The sequence below is a fragment of the Methylobacillus glycogenes JCM 2850 genome (assembly GCF_000617925.1).
In the GTDB taxonomy this organism is placed as follows: Bacteria; Pseudomonadota; Gammaproteobacteria; order Burkholderiales; family Methylophilaceae; genus Methylobacillus; species Methylobacillus glycogenes.
The window spans coordinates 114871-135544 of record NZ_BAMT01000004.1 but is presented as its reverse complement, the minus strand read 5'-3'; the positions used below and the strand labels follow the sequence as shown (position 1 = coordinate 135544).

The window sequence follows — 20674 nt, the reverse complement described above, 5'->3', positions numbered from 1 at the left end:
GTGGTCTTGGCCCCTGCTGCCGCTGGCGAGAGTGCTTGCTTCGCCTTGTCGGGCGGCTTAGGCCTTATGCCCCCCGCCGTGCCAGCCTGCGCTGCTGCAAATAAGGCCAATAAGCCGCCAATATCAACCCCAAGGCCAGCAACAAATACAACCAGCGTAGCGAATAAGCGGTCACAAAACTCGCCACAGGTTTCTGCTTTTGCACATACTGATAGAAACCCGGCTTATCCTCACCAAACACATATTGCGCCTTGACCTCACCCGCCAGCTCTTTCAGATAATCCTCTTCCAGCTTGGACAGATAGCGGTCATATTCCGCCGAGGCCACCACCGGGTCAGGGTCATCCTTGCTGGTGTCGTTATAGGTAATCCCCACCGCCCCCGCCGAGTTTTCCTTGGCGTCGGATGACCAATAGCCTATCCATTGATTACTGGAGTTATAACGCGGGATAGGCACATCTTCCTTGCCACCCACACCAACAAAGATAATGTTCTCGCCTATCTGTACATCATCCAGATTGAGCTTGTTGATGGCATTCACCTTGGGTGCTTCATCACCGTCGGTAAAGAACAGCAGCCGCGCCGGGGCATTGAGTGAATCAAAGGCTTTGGCAGCGCCCTTGACGCCAAAGCTGATGCGGCTGTTGCCGCGCCAGGACATACGCCACTCCAGATGGTCTATCGCATCGACGATCACATCGTAATTGGCGCAGGTTTCCAGCGGCATAAACAGCAGGCCTACATCCTCGGCGGCAAATACCCCCAGGCTAAAATAGGTGCCGCAGGGTGCGGTTTCCACCAGCCTGCGCATCAGGTGGCGCGTATAGGCCAGGCGGCTGACCTGCTTGCCGCCCAGACTGACATCCTCGGCGTTCATGCTTTGTGATACATCGGCCAGCAGCAGGTAGTTATGTACGCTTTGCTTGAGCTGCACCTGCGGCTTGAATATGGCCAGCAGCAGTAAAATCACAACGGCAAGATATAGCCAGGATTCATAGTGATCCTTGAGCCAGCGCCAGCTACGGCGCAATGTTTGCGGCCAGTTCTTGGCCAGATTTTTCACAGCACTACTTTTCATGGCAAACCTACTGGAATATTGCTCAGCTCCATGCCTTCTTGTTCTTTCTTGCCACCCTCCAGGCCTTGCGGCAGCAATTGCAGCATCAGGCTAAGATTGAACTTGGCCTGACGCGCTTCAGGCTTGAGACGCAGCGCTTGTTCATAGGCAATACGTGCCTGTGACAAATCGTACTTGGCTTCATCCTTGAGGCTGCCGTCATCGTTAAGCCTGCGCTTCATGGCAGACTGCATGAGGTTGTTGCCTATGTTGTACTGCACCCTGGCCTGCTGCTCAGGCGTGGGCAAGGTTTCCAGCAATTGGGTATAGCTTTGCAGCGCATGTTTGTGATCTCCGGCTTCACCCAGCTTGTAGGCGGCCATGAACTTGCTCTCAAACGGATATGCTTCATTGTTCACCAACTGCCCAGCCTGGATTTGGCTATTGATATTGCGTTGCTGTAGCCACTGATAGCCCTCATAAGCCGTGCCTATGGCACCAGCGATGGCGAGCAGGCCAAACAGCAGGTTGTAGCCTTTTATGCGGATTCCCATGTATTTACCCTGAAATTTTTGATAACTAGCATGCCCAGGCTCAACACCAGGGCCACGATGATAAGGTCACGCGCATAGTCGTGGCCAGGTACGGTGACGGCGTACTGAATAACGTTTTTTTCACGACTGTCGATATCCTGAATGGCGTTCTGCAAGGCGGTCGGATTATCCGCTTCATACGCCTTGTAGGTGATCTTCAGCGATTTGAAGAACTGATCCAGCTGGATGGCAGCCGGGCCACGGCCAGGCTCGAATACGCGCTTACCGAAGATGCTGACATCATCTGGCTCGCGCAACACTATCCAGTACAGTTTGATATCTTTTTTCTTCAGTTCATCGCGTATACGGTTCATGACGCGCGGGCTCAGCTTGCCTGCGCCATCCGAGAGCAAAATAATGGCGCGTGAGCCTGAGCTCTGTATGCTGTCAAACAAGGTGGCTGCCTGGGTAATCCCCGCGCCTATATTGGTCTGGTTGATGCCAGCGCTGGTGGCGGCGTTGATGGCTGCATGAATGGCATCGCGATTGGCGGTGATTTTCACCCCGTAAAGGGCAGAGTTGGTAAACGCCACCACCCCCATCATGTCGTCCGGGCGTGAATCGATAAAATGCGTGATCAAACGCCGCGCAGCACCCGACTTGATTTCACCTGCACGGCCACTGGTAGCTTCACCCGCAAAAGGGTGATCCATACTGACGCTGCGATCTATCACCATCACCGTCTGCGCACCCTTGCCTACGCGTTGCACCACTTTGTCGCTGCCTTGCGGGCCAGATAAGGCCAGGATGATGCTAAGCAGAATCAGTGAGGTGACAACCTTCAGTGCCAGCACGATATTGTCCGAGAATGGGTCAGCAGGCACCATCTCCAGCCAGGAGTAGCGCTGGCCCTGCAGGCTTCTGAGCCAGAAAGGCAATAGCGCCAAGGGCAAGAGCAACAAGGCCCAGGGGGCACTCAAACTCATGCTACTCTCCGTTCCGCATCACGCAGTTGGCGGCTCAATTGCTGCAAATCCTTGATCAGCGCAGGCAGATCACTTTGCTCCCGCGTGAATAACAGTGATTCCGAACGCGCAAAGAAAGCCTCTATTGCGGCTGCATGGCTTTGATATTGTGGATGCGCAGCCAAAAACTCGGCTAACTGCGGTCTGAACAAGGTTTGACCATAAACACGGTTAAACGCCTGATGCACAATATTAAGCGCCTGGCCTTGCGTCTTGGCCTTGCGCAACTGACGGTAAGCCTGGGCAAAATGCCCCCCCATCCAGGGTAGCCAACGCCGCTCGGCATTGATATAGAGCAGGCCTATCAGCCCCAATACCAGCACTGCCACCGCAACGCTTAGCCGCGCACTGCTGGTGGCTTCTGGCAAAAGCGCAGGCTTGATCTGTGGTTGCAAATTACTGCGCGCGGTATGGATATCCCCCACCACCAGCGGCGAATACCAGAAATGCCAGGCTGGCACGGTGATATTGGCAGCTTCACTACCGCCAGTCAGGGCCAGTGTGGTTTGCGGCAAGCGCATCACCAGTGGCTTAGCCCCGCCCTGAAATACCTGATAGGTCAGAGTAATCTCATACCTATGGCCCTTGCCGTGCTTATCACCCTTGACGGCAATATTCACCAGCTCCACCCCATCGATACGCGCGCCCTTGATAGGCAGGGCAGAACCCGGCAATTCATAGGGGGTCTCGGATTCAATCACCAGGGAGCGCTGCAAGACATCGCCTATCTCTATGCCAGTACTGGCACGGGGATTCTGCAATGAAACCAGAGTGGCGGGTGCCGCATTTGCCAGCGTACTGGCCCACAGGCATAGACTTACGATCAGGGCTTTTTTCATGCTGTCATGTATTTTTCAAAGTAATGGGTCATGGCTTCGGCATCAAAGCTGCCGCTGATAAAGTGTGGCGGACTATCAAAAGCCAGAAACAGGTCTTCCAGCGCCAGCCTGCGCTGTTCAAAGGCGGCGATGAATTTCTCACGTATAGAATCACGGAAGAAGATGGTACGGTCATGGCCAGTTTCCGGGTCCAGCATGGTGCCCAGACCAAAGCGCGGCAGACGGCGATATTCTTCTTCCTCCCACAGCACGATAGGCACTACCTGATGCTGGGAAAACATATTCATGGCCTGAATGATGGTATCGAATGGCTGGTGAAAATCCGAGATCCAGAACACCAGGCCACGGTTTTGACTCAAGTAAGGTGCCGCTTCAAGCACGCCATTGGAGCCACGGCCTAAAGTTTCTATATCGGTAAAAGCGCTAATGCGTTCCAGCGCCTCATGCACCTGATAGCTCAAGGGCAGCACAAAATCATCCAGCACATGCTGGTCATAGCCTATCAGGCCAAACACATCATTCTCGCCAGAGACGGAGTACGCCACCGAGGCAGCCACTTCCTGCACCAGTTCCATTTTGCGGCGCGCGCCGCGATATTGCATGGAGCTGGAGAGATCACACAAGGCATAGACCGGTGATGGAGTCATGATTGAACAAGCGCACCTGCACCTGCTCGTAAGGATCGCGCAGGGTCTGGCGCAAATCCATGCGCCGCAGGTCGGGGTAATCCACCAGCGAGGTGTTGCCCTTGTACTCAAAGCCCAGACCGCGTTGTATGCCCAGGTGATCCCCCGAGTGCACACTGGAGGACTTCCAGGGTATCTGGTAGGCAAACGGCTTGATGTAGTCAGGAATCATGACTTAAGCAGGCACAGCCACAGTCTGTAGAATCTTGGCGGTCAACTCGCGCGCCAGCAGCGTGCGGCGGCTTTCATACATGGAGTTGAACACCAGACGGTGGGCAATAACTTCATGGAACACCGCGTGTATATCCTCGGGATAAACAAAATCACGCTCCATCAGCCAGGCATGCACCCGCGCTGCCTTGAGCAGCATGCCCATGCCGCGTGGGCTGGCCCCGGCCATGATCAGGCGTTGCATATCCACGCCTTCCAGCGTGATGCCAAAATCTTGTGGCTTTTGCGTGGCAGACCATAGCTCGATGACGTAATCCTCAATCGCGGTCGAGGACTGCACGTGTTGCTGTATCAGGTCGGAGAAATCATTGAGCTGATCAAACGGCAGCAGGCCGGATTCCACGGTATGCGTGAGTTTTTCGGCATGCTGGAAGCGGGTGTCAAACACCAGCGATTTACGCAGGGCTTTGTCTTCAGGGATATTGATGGGGATTTCCATCATGAAGCGGTCACGCGCTGCTGAAGGAATTTCAAAAGTCTCGTTTTTCTCCACCTGATTGCGGTCAGCAAAAACAATCATATGCGGCAAGCGATATTCACGCTTGAAGGCATGCAGATTGCGCTCCGCCATCACGCGCAGCATGAGCGCATGCACTTGTGGCCTGGCACGGTTGATTTCGTTGAAGAAGAATACCGAAAGGTTTTCCCCCGCGCGCAGCAAAGGGCCTTCATCAATCTGCGGGCGGCCATCCGGGCCAAGGAAGGTGTGGTAAACCAGATCATTAGGCATCAGGTCCACCGTACCCTCGATACGCTCATAGGCACCGCCTATGCCGCGTGCCACCGATTGCAACAGCGTGGTCTTGCCCACACCTACCCCGCCCTCGAGCATGACATGGCCTCGGGCAAAAATCGCAATATTAATCAGGCGTATGGCGGCATCCTGGCCGACGATCACGCTTTTGACTTCTTGCTCGAGCTTGAGCGCCCGGCTTCTCCAATCGGCCAGTTGACCATCGTTAGCTGCACTTGCCATAGCTTTTCCTAAATTTTGTAGACGAATATTAGTGGGATAGACCGACATAAATCATATACAGGTCTGTATATGATCAGTATGCCTAGGACTATTGATTTCTGCAACCCTGAAATGGGTGTGGTTTTGTGAGGGGGCGCATGCCTGCTTGCCTAGCAACAGTTGAAATTGGAGACATGGCGTGAAATCAGCCTGGATACGAACAGGTATTTACAGCGGCTTATGCCTAAAACTGGACTATCTGGTAAATATTCCCCGGGGCTCTGCTCACCAAGATTGTCATAAAGCAGGCACAGGGGCTGCATACAGCATAAAGGCAGTATTGAAGCGCCAATAGGGAATTTTTCCCGCCCCGACCAGCTGAGAAAGTTTAGTTAGCTGGCTGGCAGAAAGGACAATAGAAAGTAGAACGCTGGCCCAGGCGCAGATTGAGGATGGCGCTGCCGCATTGCCTGCAGGCTTCACCATCACGGCCATAAACAAAATAGGTCTGTTGAAAATAACCAGGATTGCCATCAGCACCAAAGAAATCGCGCAGACTGCTGCCCCCTGCCTGCAATGCGGCTTGCAAGGTAGCCTTGATTTCCGCCACCAAACGCTGGCATTGCGCCAGGCTCAAGCTACGGGCCGGGGTTTGCGGGTGTATGGCGGCACGGAACAAGGATTCACTGGCGTAAATATTGCCAACGCCCACCACTAGGTGACTATCCATGATCACGGTTTTGATGGGGGAACTACGCGTGCGTATGGCCTGATACAGCATTTCGCCCGTGAAACTATCATCCAGTGGCTCTGGCCCCAGCACCTTGAGCAACACATGCTGCTCTGGCTGTTGCCCCGCCCAGAGCACGGCACCAAAGCGCCGCGGGTCACGTAGGCGCATCACACGGCCATCCTTGAAATGCAGGTCGAAGTGATCGTGCTTTTCCGCAGGCTGGTCACGCTCCAGCAGGCAAAGCCTGCCTGACATGCCCAGATGCAGAATCAGGCTGCCAGGCTCAAAGTCAGCAACAATGTATTTGCCACGGCGGCTTAAGCCAAGCAGGCGCTGGCCTTGCAACAGACCGGGTAATTGCGCGGGAATAGGCCAGCGCAAGGCTGGCTGGCGGATGATGACCTCTGAGACTTCGGCACCCAGCAGCGGCATAAGGCCGCGCCGGGTCACCTCTACTTCTGGTAATTCAGGCATGGAGTTTAAGCATAAGCTGGCGTCATGGCTCTGGGCCTGACGTTTACTTGCTCAACCCTATGGGCGGATTCAGCATGGTGAAGCCCACATCGGAAGGGAAGTGATACTGCATGCCCTCATCCGGGCGTCCCAGGATCATGTCTGGCGATTCTTGCAGCTTGTCAAACACCACTTGCTTGCCATCCTTGAGCTTGACCGTGAATGATGGGTAGCTGGCCTTGCGATCAGGCGTATAAGGCTCGACCGAGGCTGCGCGTATCTTGGTCCAATAGGTATCAAACCATTCATTGAACTCAGCCTGATTGGGCTTGGCATTGGCCACAGAAACCTGCCACTGCTGCTTCTCATTCTGGCTGACCTGCAAACGTACCTCTTCCCACTGTTCCAGACGCGAGAAATCAAAACCAGCAATCTGCGACTGCTCAATAGGCTTGAGCGGGTTTTTATCCAGCAATTCAACAATCTGCGTAGCCGGCAGTCTCAGAATAGGTGCCGGGCAGCAGGTAGACGCTGTCCTTATAAGCTACGTATTGCTCAGAGGTCACTGGGTTGTAAATACCAAAGGTGAATACCTCATCATTGAGCCTGAGCTTGAGCCTGGGGTTATCAATGCCAAAACGCGCATCATCGGCAGGGAATTTATCCATGGTCTTGGCAGCGACGATGGAGACGATGCGCTGCACCGTCATCTGATCCGCACGCGCCGCATAGGGCTGCACCAAATACCAGAAATCATCGCGCTTCTCAAACACTACAGGCGCCTTGGCAGGAAACTCTATGCTGAGGTGCTTGAACTCAGCCAGCTTGAGCGTGGAGATTTCATGCACAGGGCGAGAATCATCCTGCTCTGGCGGCCTGAGATAAATAAAGCTGACAATCCCTGCAACAATCAGCAGCAATAACAGGTTAACTAGCCATCTGGACTTCATGCCTTGCGACGCCTCCACCAGATCACCATACCAATCACGATCAACGCTACCGGCAACACACGGCTAAAGCCGAGGAAGACAAATTGCGCCAGCAGGCTAGCCCAACCCTGGCCTGGAATCTGGATATTGACGTCCTTGAGCGGCTTGGGCTGTATGGTGATGAGTTTGTCATCGCCTGCCAGCCAGTTAACGATATTCACGCCCAGATCGAGGTTGCCGCCATTGTTGAGGAAGGTATTGGAAAGGAAGTTGCCGTTACCGACGACCACTACGCGCTGACCCTTGTCGCCATATTTGCGATCCAGCGCAACGGCGATATTGATAGGACCAGGCAAGTCTTTCTTGTTATCAAAGCTGACATTGTCATCAACCTTGCCAGTTTCCAGCCAGCCGTTGGGTGCCACTTCTACCAGGTTGGAAACCTTCCAGCCATTGTCATAAGAGCCTTCGGCATGCACCATGCGTGCCTCGGGGAACAAGGTGCGCAACATGAAATTCTTGGTGATGGCATGCTCGCCATACTGGTTGGCAAACGCCACCTTGGCATCAGCACCGTAGCGCTTGGCGGACAAGTCCACCACCATGCCTGGTGTTAATTGTATGCCCAGATATTCGGCAATCGGCTGCAGACCATGCAGATTGGTTTCATCATCAATCAGCCACAGCAGGTTGCCACCCGCATCTAGGTAGTCACGTATCTTTTTGACTTCCACTTCGGTCACATCAACCTGTGGGCTGGCAATCACCAGCATGGCGCCATTGTTGGGCACGGCCTGTGCAATCAGCAAATCAGGATTAGCCAGCTTGAAGCCCTTGTTTTCCAGGTGCTTGCCGAAATCGCCGATATCGTGATTCTTGATGCCTATCAGGCTGCGCTCACCGTGACCATCAAGGAACATGATGGCGTTCTGGTTGGTGCGCGACAAACGCACCAAGAGATTGGTCATATCCTGCTCAATGAAAGCCTGTGGCGGAATAATGTGCTCAGAGCGCTTGTTGTACTCGACCACCAGCTCAATCTCGGCCTTGACCCCGGCTTCCTGCGTGGCCTTGGGTTCTTCGGTCGGGCTGACAAAGCTCAAGCTAATGTCAGGCTTGACGCGCTGATAACGCTCAACAAACTTGTTGATGTACTTGCGCGTGTCATTGTCCTTGACCACATAGGCGGTGATATTGATAGGCCCTTGCATTTGCTTGAGGACATTGGCACTGCCCTCGGTCAAGGTATTGCGCCCACCCTGGGTAACATCACGGCTGGCATGGTACTGATAGGACAAAAAGCCCAACAGGAACACCAGCACCAGGAACAAGACCACAAAGAAGCTGTTTTGTACGAACAGCTGGAAACGTAATTTACGATTGGTTTTCATAGCGTCTCTAACTCAGCCACGCAAGCGATCTGCATCCAGCCTACGGATGGTCAGGGTAAGGAAAGTAATGATGAACAGCAGGAAGTAAGCCAGGTCACGCGTATCCAGCAGGCCGCGTGAGAAAGGCTCCATATGCCGCATCAGGGATAACTTGGCCACGGTATTGCTGGGGTCACCCGCGAGGAAGTACTCAATCAGTTGCAAGGCCAGCAACACCACAAAGGTGATGATGGCCGCCACCACAGGCTGTTGCGTGGTGCTGGAGACATAAGTCCCCAAGGCACAGTAACTGGCCAGCAGCAGCCACAAGCCCAACAGGTTGGACAAGGCAAAGCCGATATCGATATCTGCCCAGAGATTGAGTGACAACACCATGGCACCAATAAAGGCGACCGAGATGCTGAGGAAAGCCAGCAAGCCCAAGAACTTGCCCAGCACAATCTCTGTCAGCGACAAAGGCGCACTAAACAGGAAAGGCAGGGTCTGCTGCCTACGCTCTTCACTGATCAGGCGCATGGAGAGCAATGGCACCGCAAACAGCATGATGAAGGGCGCAATGCCGAAGACATTGCCACCGACAAACTCGGTTACGCCTATGCGTTGATCAGGGCGCATAGAGCCGGACATGGTCAGAAAATACTGATCCACACCCATTACAAAGAAAGTAGCAAAGACGAATTGCAGCAGGGCCAACACAACCCAGCCCATGGGCGAGGAGAACAAGCCCTTCAATTCTTTTCTGGCGATATTAACAATCATGGGGAGTACCTAGCGCAATACTGTCGCCTATCAGGCAGCAGCAGGTTCCTGGAATGTGAGCTGGACAAAGACTTCCTCCAGCGACGTCTGGTCGGGGTTGATCTGGAACAGCCCCCAGTTCTGATTCACTGCAGCCTGCACCAAAGCCTCGGCCGGAGCAGCCCCTGGCGTATGGTGTATGCGCAGCAACTTGCCATCCACGGCTTCTATACGCTCCACGCCCGGGATAGCCAGCAATGTCTCATGTGCAGGTGCATGATGCAGGCCCAGCAGCAGGCGGTTGCCATGACGTTGCTGCTTCAGCACGTCAATATCACCATTGAACACCAGGCTGCCCTTGTGGATGATTTGTACCCTATCACAGACCATTTCCACTTCCGGCAATATATGCGTGGAGAGAATGACGCTATGCTCACCGCCCAATTCCTTGATCAGTGCGCGGATATCACGAATCTGGATCGGGTCCAGACCTACGGTAGGTTCATCGAGAATCACCACCATGGGGTTGTGAATGATGGCCTGGGCAATGCCAACGCGCTGCTGATAACCCTTGGAAAGGTTTTCTATCAGGCGTTTACCCATTTCCGTCAGGCCACAGCGCTGCTTGGCGATATCCACAGCCTTTTTGATGTGCTGGCGGCTGACGCGGTGCAGGCGCGCTGCAATGGTGAGGAATTCGTCTACTGTGAGTTCGCGATACAAAGGCGGCTGCTCAGGCAGATAACCGATCAAGGCCTTGGCATCCTTGGGGTGCTCCATCATATCGATGCCGCAAATCTTTACCGAACCGTTGCTGGGGGCCAGGTTGCCTGTCAGCATTTTCATGGTGGTGGATTTACCCGCACCGTTAGGGCCTAAAAACCCGAGCACTTCGCCCTTGTTCAAGGTAAAACTGACATCGTTGACCGCTGCTCGACCACCATACTTGCGGGTTAACTCTGATGCCTCTACGGTAATAGTCGTCATATATAGGGAGGTGTGTATCTATATCAGGGGTTAAGGTGAAGGAGTTCAGTCCAGCTATTTAATTTCCAGTGGGCAACATTGCAGGGCAAATTGAAATATCCAAATAGCCAAGCAAAGTTTTAAAGCCTGCTAAGTTAAGAAAACACCAAACGCATGTCAAGTTTGTCACCTTAGCGAGCTAGACCAAAAGGGATAAGACGCAAGAAAAAACGCGGGAGATAGTATTGATATATCGCATTTAAAACGGCTATAGTCGAACTGTAAGTTTCTCTAGGGGTTTCTCTGGGGCTTTTCAAGCAAACGGCGTCAGAATACAGGCGCCACTGGCATTTACCACGAGTCACAATACCGACTTGTATTATGGATGAACTTGCCAACAGTGTCACGGACTAAGCTTAGAGTATAAGTAGATGATGTGAAAAAGCTTGCAAAAGCCGAGCTTCAGCCATTGAAACCTTGTGTAGCAAGCCCCAGTATTTCATTAACCACCTAGCAAGAGAATGTCTTAAAAATGCCTATCCGCAAAACAATGAACATCGCCATCACCTGCGCGATAATGACGCTAGGCATGGGGTCTGCCGCATATGCCGCAGCCAAAAGTGAAAATACACCTGCGCCAGCTTCCCTCAGCGGCGAATTCGTCTACAAATACCTGATAGGTGAGATAGCGGGCCAGCGCGGCCAGTTTGATCTTGCCAGTTCCTTATTCCTAGACCTTGCCAAAACCAGCCAGGATTCACGCCTGGCTGAGCGCGCCGCCAAAACTGCGGTGATGGGCAATGATGGCCGCACTGCACTGGATGCCGCCAACCTCTGGTCGCAACTGGACCCACAGTCTGCCGAGGCGCATCAAGCCCTGACGCAGATGTTGATTACCACGGGCAGCTGAATGAAGCCAAGCCGCATTTGCGCCAACTGCTGACCAACGAGGAAGGCCGCGCCAGCGGCTTTATGTTCCTCAACAACTTATTGCAGCGCCAGCAGAACAAGGCAGCGGTACTTTCATTGGTACAAGACCTGGCCAAGGATTACCCCGAATTGCCAGAAGCGCATTTTGCGATTGCGCATGCAGCCTGGAATGCAGGCAATCCTGAACTCGCACTTGCCGAACTGGATCAAGCCACCAAATTACGCCCAGGCTGGGAAATGGCCGCACTGATGCAAGGCCAGGTATTGCTGGGTAAATCCCCAGACCAGGCCGTGAGCTTCTACCGCGACTTCCTCAAGCAACATGCTGATGCCAATGAAGTCAGGCTGGCACTGGCGCGCATACTCGCCGGACAGAAAAAGTTTGACGAAGCCAAGCAGGAATTTATCCAGCTGATCAAGGCCTCGAATGGCAATCCGGAAATTCTGGTAGTGGTCGGCCTGCTTTCCTTGCAAGCAGGTGAATTGCCGGATGCGGAGCAATACCTCAAGGACGCCCTGGCCAAGGGCTTCAAGGATAAAGACCAGATTTACATCTATCTGGGCCAGATTGCCGAAAAGAAGCAGAACGACACCGAAGCCCTGCAGTGGTATAGCCAGTTGCCAGCGGGGGAAGTGCGTTATGTTGACGCGCAGTTGGGTGCTGCCAATATCATCGCCCGCCGCGAAGGTATAGATGCCGCGATTCAGTCGCTGGAAAACCTTTCCGGGCTGACAGATGCCCAGCGTGCCACAGTCGTACATTCCCAAGCCAATGTATTGACCCAAGCCAAGCGCTATCAGGAAGCTTATGCACGCCTGGAGCAAGCGATCAACAATCTGCCCAATACACCTGAGCTGGTTTATGACTACGCCATGGCGGCAGAACGCGTCAACAAGCTGGATGTGATGGAACGCGAACTGCGCAAGCTGATCAAGATACAGCCTGATTTTTCACAAGCCTACAATGCCCTCGGTTACTCACTGGCAGACCGCAACCTCAGGCTGGAAGAAGCCAAGACCCTGATTGAAAAGGCCAACTCCCTCAGCTGACGATCACTACATTCTTGATAGTCTGGGCTGGGTTTACTACCGCCTGGGCAAGCTGGATAAGGCGGCCGAATATTTGCGTCGTGCCTACAACCAGCAGCCTGACCCGGAAATTGCCGCCCACCTAGGTGAAGTACTCTGGAAACAGGGCAAGCGTGGTGAGGCCGTGCAAACCTGGGAAACCGCATTGGCTGCTTTCCCTGACAATGAAGTGCTGATCAGCACCAACCGGAAATTCAAGCGTTAATGCAGGCTGTAGCACGCTGGCTGCTGCTGGCAGCCACTTTTGTGCAGGCTGGTTGCGCCAGCCTGCCACCAGCCAGTGCGCCCAGCACTGCGGAAATTCACCAGCAACACTTGGCCAGCCTGGCTGAGATTCAAAATTTTGAGCTGCACGGCCGCATAGGCGTGCAGAGCGATTACAAGGGGTTTTCCGGCTCTACCCATTGGCAACACGAGCAACAGCAGGACAGCATCGCCCTATTTTCACCACTGGGCAGCCAGGTAGCCTCGATCAAACGCAATGATGCCGGGGTGACGCTGCTGACCAGCGACAACAAGCAATATCAGGCCGCAGATGCGGAAACCCTGACCGAACAAAACCTGGGCTGGCGTTTACCCATGCGCGGCCTATCAGACTGGGTGCTGGGCAGGCCAGGGCCAGGTGTCAGCAGCGAAAGTAGCTGGGATCACTTAGGCCAGCTGACCCGACTTAAACAAGATGGCTGGGATATCGAATACAGCCTGTATACGCCTGTGCCTGCATCCTCCGCAGTGGCAGACAAACCGACGACTGCCGTTAAATCCCTGCCCACCCGCATTACTCTGCGCAATGCCAAGCTCACGCTTAAATTGATTGTGCAGCAATGGCAGTGGCAATAAACCCGTTCAGAAATCCCCCTCATGCCAGACTTCCAGTCCTTCCCAGCGCCAGCCAAGATCAATCTGTTTCTGCATATCACTGGCAGACGTGATGATGGCTATCATCTGCTGCAAAGCGTATTCCGCCTGCTGGATCACGGCGATACCGTGCATATCAGAGTGCGCGATGATGCCCAGATCACCCGCAGCATAGACTTGCCTGGCGTACCAGCAGAGCAGGATTTGTGCATACGCGCGGCACGCTTGCTGCAAGAACATACAGGCAGTCAGCACGGTGCCGATATCCATGTGACCAAGCGCACCCCCATGGGTGGAGGTTTGGGCGGCGGTAGTTCAGACGCTGCCACTGTTTTATTAGCCCTGAATCGGCTTTGGCAAATCAACCTGAAGCGCGAAGAATTGCTCTCACTGGGGCTAAAACTGGGGGCTGACGTACCTTTTTTTATTTTTGGCGAAAATGCCTGGGTGGAAGGCATAGGCGAGAAATTACAATCAATTCAATTAAATAATGCCTACTATGTGGTCATCACCCCCCAGGTGCACATCTCAACCGCAGAAATTTTTGCATCCAAGCAATTGACAAGGGACACGAATCCCACGACAATAGCGGCCTTTCTGAGAGACAACGTTCACAACGATCTCGAAGCCGTAGTAAGCCAGCAGTACCCGGAAGTAGCCAACTGCATTAAGTGGTTGTCACAGTTCTCCGCAGCGCGCATGAGTGGTTCTGGTTCTTCGGTTTTTGCAGCGTTTGAACATCGTGAGCAAGCAGAAGCAGTTCTTGCCAGACTGAATGCAACACGCGAGCTACAACAAGCCGCAGGTTGTGAAGTGTCAGGGTTCTGTGCACAAGGTCTGGAACTGCACCCCTTGCATCACTACTCAGACTGAACAATACGATCAAATGGGGAGTCGCCAAGCTGGTTAAGGCACCGGATTTTGATTCCGGCATGCGAAGGTTCGAATCCTTCTTCCCCAGCCAGAATAAAAGCGTGTAACTTAAAAAATTACACGCTTTTGTTTTTTGTACGCGATTGACTGGATGTACTGATCATTCGGTTAACTGACATCGTAATTAATTGATATAAGGGATCCCAACTGTGGCCAGGGGCGACATGATGGTATTTACCGGCAACGCCAACCGTGCGCTTGCCGAAGAAGTAGTAGGTCACCTGGGCATTGAACTTGGTCGTGCCACCGTCGATCGTTTCAGCGACGGCGAAGTGATGATTGAGTTGCTCGACAATGTACGTGGCAAGGATGTCTTCATCCTGCAATCCACCTGCATGCCCACCAATGACAACCTGATGGAAGTCATGGTCATGGTCGATGCATTGCGCCGCTCCTCTGCTGGCCGTATCACCGCTGCCATCCCCTATTTCGGTTATGCACGTCAGGACAGGCGTCCACGCTCTGCCCGTGTGGCGATCACCGCCAAGGTCATTGCCAATATGCTGACCAGCGTTGGCGTTAACCGCCTGCTGACCATGGATTTGCACTCCGATCAAATCCAGGGTTTCTTTGATATTCCTGTAGATAACATCTATGCCACCCCTATCCTGCTGGCTGATCTTTTGGATCAGAAGCACGAAGACATGGTGGTGGTTTCGCCAGACGTAGGCGGCGTGGTACGTGCCCGTGCCGCAGCCAAGCACCTCAACGTTGATCTGGCCATCATAGACAAGCGCAGGCCCAAGCCCAATGTGGCCAAGGTCATGAACATCATTGGTGATGTGGCAGGCCGTACCTGTGTGCTGATGGACGATATGGTGGATACCGCCAACACCTTGTGCGAAGCGGCAATTGCGCTCAAGCAACAAGGCGCGAAGAAGGTTGTGGCTTATGCCACTCACCCAGTATTGTCCGGTGAAGCCGTATCGCGCATCACCAACTCCGAGCTGGATGAACTGGTGGTTTCCAACACCATTCCGCTGCGCCCGAATGCGCAGCAATCGGCCAAGATACGCGTAGTCAGCGCAGCTGGCCTGTTTGCGGAAACCATACGCCGCATCAGCAATGAAGATTCTGTCAGTTCGCTTTTCGTAGATTAGTGAATGACAACGGCGCTGGCACTGTCAGCGCCTTTTCTGTTATCTGGTCGCGGATAACAGGCACGAAGACCGTGAGGTCTTTTTAATGCTAGGGCCGTGAGGCCTTTTTTAGGAGTAGTAAAATGGCAATTGTGATTAAAGCAACCACACGCGAAGGTCAAGGTACGGGTGCGAGCCGCCGTCTCCGTCGCGCTGGTAATGTTCCTGGTGTTGTATACGGTGGTGACAAGGGCGCGGTAAGCCTGGAGTTCAACCATAAAGAACTGTTCCTTGAGTTCCGTCACGAAGCTTTCCACGCTTCTATCCTGACACTGGATCTGGAAGGCAAGAAAGAACAAGTTCTGCTGCGTGACTACCAACTGCACCCAGTACGTAACACCATTCAACACATCGACTTCCAACGCGTTAGCGCGAGCGAGAAGATTCACGTTAAGGTGCCTCTGCACTTCATCAATGAAGATGTAGCGCCTGGCGTCAAGCTGGGTGGCGGTATCATCAGCCACATCCTGACTGAAGCTGATGTCAGCTGCCTGCCTAAGGATCTGCCAGAGTTCATCGAAGTTGACCTGGCCAAGCTGGAAGCTGGTCACTCTGTACACCTGTCCGAAATCAAGCTGCCTAAGGGTGTTGAATTCGTACAACTGGCTCATGACAATGATGCAGCGGTTGCTTCCATTGCCAAGCCACGTGGCGGTGCAGCAGATGCTGACGCTGATGAAGGTGAAGCTGCTGCCGAGTAATCTCGGTCTTTAGCGAATCAACGCGCGCCTTGGGCAACCATGGCGCGCGTAATCATTTATAGAATTGCTGATTCATGAACGGTATCCGGCTCTTTGTAGGCCTGGGCAATCCCGGCGCTCAATATGAAGACACGCGCCACAATGCAGGCTTCTGGTGGATAGACCAGATCTGCGCGCAGACCTCCAGCAAAACCAGTCTGGAAGCCAAGTTTTTTGGCCATAGTGGTCGTCTCAATGGTCAGGCCGACACCTGGCTACTCAAGCCAACAACCTTCATGAATGCCAGTGGCCGTGCTGTAGCCGCACTGGCGCGTTTTTACAAAATAGCCCCCGAGGCTGTACTCGTCATTCATGACGAGCTCGACCTGCCACCCGGCACTGCCCGCCTCAAGCAAGGTGGCGGCCATGGTGGTCATAATGGCCTCAAGGATATTGCCGCCCAGCTTGGCAGCAATAATTTCTGGCGTTTGCGTCTGGGAATTGGCCATCCTGGCGAGCGCAGCGAAGTGGTCAACTATGTGCTGCATGCGCCCATGCGCGAGGAAATGCAGCAGATAGAAAGCGCCATGGATGCCAGCACCCTGGTATTACCGCAACTGTTGCAAGGCGAGTTTTCAGCCGCCATGCTCAAGCTGCACACCAAATCGACTTAGGCATAGTCTCAAGCGCCCCCTATTAACCAAGATACAGGCACATCATCATGAAATGCGGCATCGTTGGCCTACCGAATGTAGGAAAATCCACCCTCTTCAATGCAATCACCCGCGCAGGTATTGAAGCGGCCAATTACCCCTTCTGTACCATAGAACCCAACGTCGGCATTGTTGAAGTGCCTGATCCGCGCCTCAAGCCCCTGATCAGCATCGTCAACCCGCAAAAGGTACAGCCTGCCATTGTTGAGTTTGTTGACATTGCAGGCCTGGTGGCAGGTGCGTCCAAGGGCGAAGGCCTGGGCAACAAATTCCTCGCCAACATTCGTGAAACCGATGCCATTGCTCATGTGGTGCGCTGCTTTGATGATGGCAATGTCATTCACGTGGCTGGCAAGGTTGACCCTCTGGACGACGTTGCCACCATCAATACCGAGCTGGCCCTGGCCGACATGGAAACGGTAGAAAAAACCCTGCAACGCGAGCAGAAAAAGGCCAAGTCCGGTGACAAGGAAGCCATTGCTCTGTGCAGCGTGCTGGAAAAAGTGCAGAAGCATCTTGATCAAGCAATGCCGTGCGCACCCTGGGCCTGGACGAAGATCAGCTCAAGATCATCAAGCCTTTGTGCCTGATTACCGTCAAGCCAGTGATGTACCTCGCCAACGTTGATGAAGGCGGCTTTGAAAATAATCCGCTGCTGGACAAAGTGGTAGCGCTGGGCCAGAAGGAAAACGCACCTGTAGTCTCCATCTGCGCCAAGATTGAAAGCGAAATTGCTGACCTTGATGACGAAGACAAGGCCATGTTCCTTGCCGAGCTAGGTCAGGAAGAACCGGGTCTAGATCGTGTGATCCGTGCCGCCTACGACCTGCTGGGCCTGCAAACCTACTTCACCGCAGGCGTGAAGGAAGTCCGTGCCTGGACCGTACGCAAGGGCTCTACCGCTCCTCAAGCTGCGGGTGTGATTCATACCGATTTTGAACGCGGCTTTATCCGTGCAGAAGTCATTGCCTACAATGACTACGTTCAATACAAAGGTGAAAAAGGCTCGCAGGAAGCAGGCAAAATGCGCCTGGAAGGCAAGGAATACATCGTGCAGGACGGCGATGTCATGCACTTCCGTTTCAACGTCTAATAACTGCACTGGCATTAATCTACGCCTAGCTGGCGCCATGAGAGGCACTGGCTAGGCGTATGAGTCCGCTAGGTTTTACTTGCCCGCCCCTTGCGCCTGGGATTGAAAATTGATCCAGATCAGGTCGTCATCAGATTCAAGAATGTTCCCGCTTTCACTTTCAAACTCCTTGCCTACCCACACAAAGTGCCCGGGCACTATGCCTGGTGTGGGGAAAAAATCACCATAACCGCTTCTGAAGTACAAAAACACATTTGCAGCGAGCGCCTCTGTGTAAGCAACGCCATCAAAGCTTAATCCATCAAGATGTGGAAGTGGGCCAAACACTTTGAAAATCTCGGCACCAGTCAGGCCCACCGTCGTGACATATTGGCTGGTATCTTTCTCTAACGCATTGTTCATTTTTAGGCTCCTTAAAGTGGTGTGGGGATAATTACCTCTTTAACTATACACCCATTATTTAACTATAATAATTGTCAATTATATTCAGTTTTCCACTCACTGCCCGCCATAAGCCACTGTAGTGTTGGTTTATTTCCTGCTTTTCTGTCGCAACAATCCGCGCTTTTTTTAAGCCTTGTCTTGATTGAATCCGCCTGGGCATAATGTCTGCATCCCCAGCCAGCACAGGATCATCGCATGGTTTTAACGCCCCCCCGGCTAAGCTCCATCATGTGCCGCATTTTTGCGGCATGTAGCGCCTGGATTTCGCTTCAACATTGCCAGGCCAAACATCGCGCTTTTGCCTGCCTATTTCTGCTCAGCCTCATCATCATGCCATTCACACCCAACGCGCACGCCGAAACCGCAAGCTGCAAGCCCTGGCCGCTCTGGCAGGCATACTGGTCGCACTTTGTGCAGGGAGATGGCCGCGTCATTGACCATGGGGAATATGCCGAGCCCTCCTATTCCGAGGGCCAGGCCTATACCCTGTTCTTTACTCTGGTGGCCAATGACCGCAGCCGTTTTGACCTGATACTGAACTGGATGCAGCGTGAAATGGCGCAAAATGACCTCACGCGCTTTTTGCCTGCCTGGAAGTGGGGGCAACGCCAGGGCAGTGACTGGGGAGTGCTGGACAGCAACCCCGCCAGTGACGCCGATATGTGGCTGGCCTATACCCTGCTTCAGGCAGGCAAGCTCTGGCAAGCCCCTGAATACACCAAGCTGGGCCAGGCGGTATTACAGAATATCAAGCAACATGAGCTGACTTACCTGCCCGATGCCGGGGTCATGCTCTCTCCCGGGGCCGAGGGGTTTAATGAAGCCGAGATGTGGCGCTTTAATCCCAGCTATCTGCCCATGCAGCAATTGCGTTATTTCGCCACTCAGGATAGTGCCGGCCCCTGGGCCAGCATACGTGAGCATAGTTTAAAGATGTTGAACGAGGTGACACCGCAGGGGCTGGTAGCAGACTGGGTGGCTTATCACAAGCCTGATGGTTGGGGTGTGGACAAGGTGAAAGGCCCCTTGGGCAGTTATGATGCCATCCGCGTCTACCTCTGGGCAGGCATGCTGCACGACAAAGACCCTGCCAAAGCCAAATTGCTGGGCAGGCTCAAGGGCATGGCCCAGGCCATCAAGGCGCTAGGCCACCCCCCCATGCAGGTCAACACCTTGACGGGCGCTAGCGAGGGGGCTGGCCCAGTGGGGTTTTCTGCTGCGGTATTGCCTTATTTGCAGGCGTTAAAACAGACGGCTGCGTTACAAGCACAAAATCAAAGGCTACAAGCCGGGCTGCAGGCAGGCTATTTCAAGGATTTGCTGGGTGACCCGCCGCGCTATTACGACCAGGTGCTGGGCTTGTTTGGACAAGGCTGGCTGGAGCAACGCTATGCTTCAAGGCGGATGGCAGCCTGGAAACGGTCTGGTCGCGCGGCTGCCGCTGATGCATAAGGGCATGAATTGGCTAGACCAACTCATGCCCTCACATGATACAGATCTTAAAACAGAGATCTTAAAATATAGGTCTTAAAACTGTTTGGATATGCCCAAGCCAAAATAGGCCGAGCTGGAGTTATCCCGTGACTCTGCCTTGCCGCCACTGACTTCTACCCCCCAACCGCTACTGAGGTAGTGCACCAGATAGAGGCCATTCTGCTTAACGCGGAAGTTCTCACCCTCCTGATACACGCCCTCCAGGCCAAATTTCCAGTCCCAGCGCGGTTTATATCCCAGGCGTAAACGGCCAAAACTGGTTTCGGCATTTTTCTTGGCGAAAGCATGGCTAGCAATCAGGTCAGTCTCGATATGCTCGGTAATGTCATAACGCGCTTGCAACTGCGGTGAGAACACCAGCACCTTGCCCTCTGGCTCCTCATCCGGGATGTTGGGACTGAGGCGGAAATCACGGTAGCCGACCGAGGCTGAGAGATTGATGCCATAAGATTTACCCTGCCAGGCATAACCAAAGCCAGTTTCTATGCCGGGTGCCTTGGCCTTGAGCGTGGTGGGCTGGCCGTTATAGCTGGCGTCGTATTCATAAGTCAGCCAGCTGGCGATGGTACGGTTAAACCAGCCCTCTCCCAGCTTGCCGCCCAATATAGGCGTGATCACCCCGGCAAAAGTGTAGGAGTTATGGTCAGCGCGCTGAAAACCGCCGATAAACAACGGATCGTCATCCTTGGCGCTGGCGTTGAGGGACAGGCCGAACAATACGGCCATGGTCATTAGCGATGAGGTGTGTTTCATAATGAGCGTCAA

At 53.6% G+C, this 20674-nt stretch carries 24 protein-coding genes, 1 tRNA gene and 1 pseudogene; 11 read left to right on the top strand and 15 right to left on the bottom strand.

Translation table 11 applies throughout. The annotated features are described in order from the left end of the window. Positions 1 to 64 precede the first annotated feature (64 nt). The 13 genes from JCM2850_RS07935 to JCM2850_RS07885 all read right to left on the bottom strand — a co-directional run bounded on the left by JCM2850_RS07935 (position 65) and on the right by JCM2850_RS07885 (position 10557). A complete protein-coding gene (locus JCM2850_RS07935; protein WP_439645853.1) occupies positions 65 to 1078 on the bottom strand; it encodes a vWA domain-containing protein in 1014 nt (337 codons plus the stop codon). Next, positions 1075 to 1611, bottom strand: coding sequence for a hypothetical protein (locus JCM2850_RS07930; RefSeq protein ID WP_025871002.1), 537 nt, complete (start codon positions 1609 to 1611; stop codon positions 1075 to 1077). The genes JCM2850_RS07935 and JCM2850_RS07930 overlap by 4 nt, the downstream gene beginning before the upstream one ends. After that, positions 1596 to 2576 carry a vWA domain-containing protein gene (locus tag JCM2850_RS07925; RefSeq protein WP_025871000.1) on the bottom strand — a complete coding sequence of 327 codons (981 nt, stop codon included), beginning with the start codon at positions 2574 to 2576 and terminating at the stop codon, positions 1596 to 1598. Before JCM2850_RS07925 ends, JCM2850_RS07930 begins: the two co-directional genes overlap by 16 nt. Further along, complete coding sequence (locus tag JCM2850_RS07920; protein ID WP_025870998.1) at positions 2573 to 3454, bottom strand: hypothetical protein; 882 nt, start codon at positions 3452 to 3454, stop codon at positions 2573 to 2575. Before JCM2850_RS07920 ends, JCM2850_RS07925 begins: the two co-directional genes overlap by 4 nt. Continuing rightward, positions 3451 to 4101, bottom strand: a complete 651-nt coding sequence (locus tag JCM2850_RS18020; RefSeq protein WP_369384868.1) for a DUF58 domain-containing protein — start codon at positions 4099 to 4101, stop codon at positions 3451 to 3453. Before JCM2850_RS18020 ends, JCM2850_RS07920 begins: the two co-directional genes overlap by 4 nt. Beyond that, positions 4070 to 4312 (bottom strand): DUF58 domain-containing protein, encoded by a 243-nt coding sequence (locus JCM2850_RS23935; protein ID WP_369384867.1) that lies wholly within the window; start codon positions 4310 to 4312, stop codon positions 4070 to 4072. The genes JCM2850_RS18020 and JCM2850_RS23935 overlap by 32 nt, the downstream gene beginning before the upstream one ends. 3 nt (positions 4313 to 4315) lie before the next feature. Next, positions 4316 to 5347 (bottom strand): AAA family ATPase, encoded by a 1032-nt coding sequence (locus tag JCM2850_RS07910; RefSeq protein WP_025870995.1) that lies wholly within the window; start codon positions 5345 to 5347, stop codon positions 4316 to 4318. A 367-nt stretch (positions 5348 to 5714) separates the two neighbouring features. Further along, positions 5715 to 6533: a bifunctional DNA-formamidopyrimidine glycosylase/DNA-(apurinic or apyrimidinic site) lyase gene (mutM, locus tag JCM2850_RS07905; protein ID WP_025870993.1), complete on the bottom strand. Its 819-nt coding sequence runs from the start codon at positions 6531 to 6533 to the stop codon at positions 5715 to 5717. A gap of 43 nt (positions 6534 to 6576) precedes the next feature. After that, the gene (locus JCM2850_RS23930) at positions 6577 to 6987 is read right to left on the bottom strand and encodes a hypothetical protein (protein ID WP_369384866.1); all 411 of its coding nucleotides are present in this window, start codon (positions 6985 to 6987) and stop codon (positions 6577 to 6579) included. Between the two features lies 1 nt (position 6988). Next, on the bottom strand, positions 6989 to 7462 hold the full coding sequence (locus tag JCM2850_RS23925) for a DUF4340 domain-containing protein (protein WP_369384865.1): 474 nt from the start codon (positions 7460 to 7462) through the stop codon (positions 6989 to 6991). Further along, the gene (locus tag JCM2850_RS07895; protein ID WP_025870992.1) at positions 7459 to 8832 is read right to left on the bottom strand and encodes a GldG family protein; all 1374 of its coding nucleotides are present in this window, start codon (positions 8830 to 8832) and stop codon (positions 7459 to 7461) included. Before JCM2850_RS07895 ends, JCM2850_RS23925 begins: the two co-directional genes overlap by 4 nt. A 12-nt stretch (positions 8833 to 8844) precedes the next feature. Beyond that, positions 8845 to 9591: an ABC transporter permease gene (locus JCM2850_RS07890; protein ID WP_025870990.1), complete on the bottom strand. Its 747-nt coding sequence runs from the start codon at positions 9589 to 9591 to the stop codon at positions 8845 to 8847. 30 nt (positions 9592 to 9621) lie between these two features. Continuing rightward, positions 9622 to 10557: an ABC transporter ATP-binding protein gene (locus tag JCM2850_RS07885; RefSeq protein WP_025870988.1), complete on the bottom strand. Its 936-nt coding sequence runs from the start codon at positions 10555 to 10557 to the stop codon at positions 9622 to 9624. 511 nt (positions 10558 to 11068) lie between these two features. Between JCM2850_RS07885 and JCM2850_RS22630 the strand changes: the two genes are divergently transcribed. The 10 genes and pseudogenes from JCM2850_RS22630 (at position 11069) to ychF (ending at position 17971) form a co-directional block, all read left to right on the top strand. Continuing rightward, on the top strand, positions 11069 to 11446 hold the full coding sequence (locus JCM2850_RS22630; protein ID WP_234406159.1) for a hypothetical protein: 378 nt from the start codon (positions 11069 to 11071) through the stop codon (positions 11444 to 11446). A 17-nt stretch (positions 11447 to 11463) separates the two neighbouring features. Next, positions 11464 to 12516: a tetratricopeptide repeat protein gene (locus JCM2850_RS22625; RefSeq protein WP_234406158.1), complete on the top strand. Its 1053-nt coding sequence runs from the start codon at positions 11464 to 11466 to the stop codon at positions 12514 to 12516. Then, positions 12491 to 12760: a heme biosynthesis protein HemY gene (locus JCM2850_RS22620; protein ID WP_234406157.1), complete on the top strand. Its 270-nt coding sequence runs from the start codon at positions 12491 to 12493 to the stop codon at positions 12758 to 12760. The genes JCM2850_RS22625 and JCM2850_RS22620 overlap by 26 nt, the downstream gene beginning before the upstream one ends. Further along, positions 12760 to 13395 carry a lipoprotein insertase outer membrane protein LolB gene (gene lolB, locus JCM2850_RS07875; RefSeq protein ID WP_025870986.1) on the top strand — a complete coding sequence of 212 codons (636 nt, stop codon included), beginning with the start codon at positions 12760 to 12762 and terminating at the stop codon, positions 13393 to 13395. The genes JCM2850_RS22620 and lolB overlap by 1 nt, the downstream gene beginning before the upstream one ends. A 21-nt stretch (positions 13396 to 13416) precedes the next feature. Further along, positions 13417 to 14286, top strand: coding sequence for a 4-(cytidine 5'-diphospho)-2-C-methyl-D-erythritol kinase (ispE, locus tag JCM2850_RS07870; RefSeq protein ID WP_025870984.1), 870 nt, complete (start codon positions 13417 to 13419; stop codon positions 14284 to 14286). 14 nt (positions 14287 to 14300) lie between these two features. Then, positions 14301 to 14377: transfer RNA gene (locus JCM2850_RS07865), tRNA-Gln, on the top strand. Between the two features lie 133 nt (positions 14378 to 14510). After that, a complete protein-coding gene (locus tag JCM2850_RS07860; RefSeq protein ID WP_036265756.1) occupies positions 14511 to 15446 on the top strand; it encodes a ribose-phosphate pyrophosphokinase in 936 nt (311 codons plus the stop codon). Between the two features lie 122 nt (positions 15447 to 15568). Then, the gene (locus JCM2850_RS07855; RefSeq protein ID WP_025870981.1) at positions 15569 to 16186 is read left to right on the top strand and encodes a 50S ribosomal protein L25/general stress protein Ctc; all 618 of its coding nucleotides are present in this window, start codon (positions 15569 to 15571) and stop codon (positions 16184 to 16186) included. Between the two features lie 74 nt (positions 16187 to 16260). Beyond that, on the top strand, positions 16261 to 16839 hold the full coding sequence (pth, locus tag JCM2850_RS07850) for an aminoacyl-tRNA hydrolase (protein WP_025870978.1): 579 nt from the start codon (positions 16261 to 16263) through the stop codon (positions 16837 to 16839). Between the two features lie 47 nt (positions 16840 to 16886). Beyond that, a pseudogene (gene ychF, locus JCM2850_RS18005) lies at positions 16887 to 17971 on the top strand (redox-regulated ATPase YchF). A 75-nt stretch (positions 17972 to 18046) separates the two neighbouring features. Here the strand turns inward: ychF and JCM2850_RS07840 are convergent. Further along, positions 18047 to 18373, bottom strand: a complete 327-nt coding sequence (locus tag JCM2850_RS07840; RefSeq protein WP_025870976.1) for a hypothetical protein — start codon at positions 18371 to 18373, stop codon at positions 18047 to 18049. A gap of 372 nt (positions 18374 to 18745) precedes the next feature. On the opposite strand from JCM2850_RS07840, the gene bcsZ reads away from it, so the two are divergent. Then, positions 18746 to 19867 carry a cellulose synthase complex periplasmic endoglucanase BcsZ gene (gene bcsZ, locus JCM2850_RS18000; protein WP_159105140.1) on the top strand — a complete coding sequence of 374 codons (1122 nt, stop codon included), beginning with the start codon at positions 18746 to 18748 and terminating at the stop codon, positions 19865 to 19867. Positions 19868 to 19942: 75 nt separating this feature from the next. On the opposite strand, the gene bcsS is transcribed toward bcsZ, so the two are convergent. Continuing rightward, positions 19943 to 20674, bottom strand: coding sequence for a cellulose biosynthesis protein BcsS (gene bcsS, locus JCM2850_RS07830; protein WP_148301217.1), 732 nt, complete (start codon positions 20672 to 20674; stop codon positions 19943 to 19945).

Excerpts from the sequence above, each read along its gene's own strand:
- JCM2850_RS07920 (WP_025870998.1), bottom strand. The coding sequence starts at position 3,454 with ATGAAAAAAGCCCTGATCGTAAGTCTATGCCTGTGGGCCAGTACGCTG.
- JCM2850_RS07855 (WP_025870981.1), top strand. The coding sequence starts at position 15,569 with ATGGCAATTGTGATTAAAGCAACCACACGCGAAGGTCAAGGTACGGGT.
- ispE (WP_025870984.1), top strand. The coding sequence starts at position 13,417 with ATGCCAGACTTCCAGTCCTTCCCAGCGCCAGCCAAGATCAATCTGTTT.
- JCM2850_RS23935 (WP_369384867.1), bottom strand. The coding sequence starts at position 4,312 with ATGATTCCTGACTACATCAAGCCGTTTGCCTACCAGATACCCTGGAAG.
- JCM2850_RS07935 (WP_439645853.1), bottom strand. The coding sequence starts at position 1,078 with ATGAAAAGTAGTGCTGTGAAAAATCTGGCCAAGAACTGGCCGCAAACA.
- JCM2850_RS07885 (WP_025870988.1), bottom strand. The coding sequence starts at position 10,557 with ATGACGACTATTACCGTAGAGGCATCAGAGTTAACCCGCAAGTATGGT.
- pth (WP_025870978.1), top strand. The coding sequence starts at position 16,261 with ATGAACGGTATCCGGCTCTTTGTAGGCCTGGGCAATCCCGGCGCTCAA.
- JCM2850_RS23925 (WP_369384865.1), bottom strand. The coding sequence starts at position 7,462 with ATGAAGTCCAGATGGCTAGTTAACCTGTTATTGCTGCTGATTGTTGCA.
- JCM2850_RS18020 (WP_369384868.1), bottom strand. The coding sequence starts at position 4,101 with ATGACTCCATCACCGGTCTATGCCTTGTGTGATCTCTCCAGCTCCATG.
- JCM2850_RS07925 (WP_025871000.1), bottom strand. The coding sequence starts at position 2,576 with ATGAGTTTGAGTGCCCCCTGGGCCTTGTTGCTCTTGCCCTTGGCGCTA.
- JCM2850_RS07895 (WP_025870992.1), bottom strand. The coding sequence starts at position 8,832 with ATGAAAACCAATCGTAAATTACGTTTCCAGCTGTTCGTACAAAACAGC.
- bcsZ (WP_159105140.1), top strand. The coding sequence starts at position 18,746 with ATGCCATTCACACCCAACGCGCACGCCGAAACCGCAAGCTGCAAGCCC.
- JCM2850_RS07860 (WP_036265756.1), top strand. The coding sequence starts at position 14,511 with ATGATGGTATTTACCGGCAACGCCAACCGTGCGCTTGCCGAAGAAGTA.
- JCM2850_RS22630 (WP_234406159.1), top strand. The coding sequence starts at position 11,069 with ATGCCTATCCGCAAAACAATGAACATCGCCATCACCTGCGCGATAATG.
- mutM (WP_025870993.1), bottom strand. The coding sequence starts at position 6,533 with ATGCCTGAATTACCAGAAGTAGAGGTGACCCGGCGCGGCCTTATGCCG.
- JCM2850_RS07930 (WP_025871002.1), bottom strand. The coding sequence starts at position 1,611 with ATGGGAATCCGCATAAAAGGCTACAACCTGCTGTTTGGCCTGCTCGCC.
- JCM2850_RS07890 (WP_025870990.1), bottom strand. The coding sequence starts at position 9,591 with ATGATTGTTAATATCGCCAGAAAAGAATTGAAGGGCTTGTTCTCCTCG.
- JCM2850_RS07840 (WP_025870976.1), bottom strand. The coding sequence starts at position 18,373 with ATGAACAATGCGTTAGAGAAAGATACCAGCCAATATGTCACGACGGTG.
- JCM2850_RS07910 (WP_025870995.1), bottom strand. The coding sequence starts at position 5,347 with ATGGCAAGTGCAGCTAACGATGGTCAACTGGCCGATTGGAGAAGCCGG.
- lolB (WP_025870986.1), top strand. The coding sequence starts at position 12,760 with ATGCAGGCTGTAGCACGCTGGCTGCTGCTGGCAGCCACTTTTGTGCAG.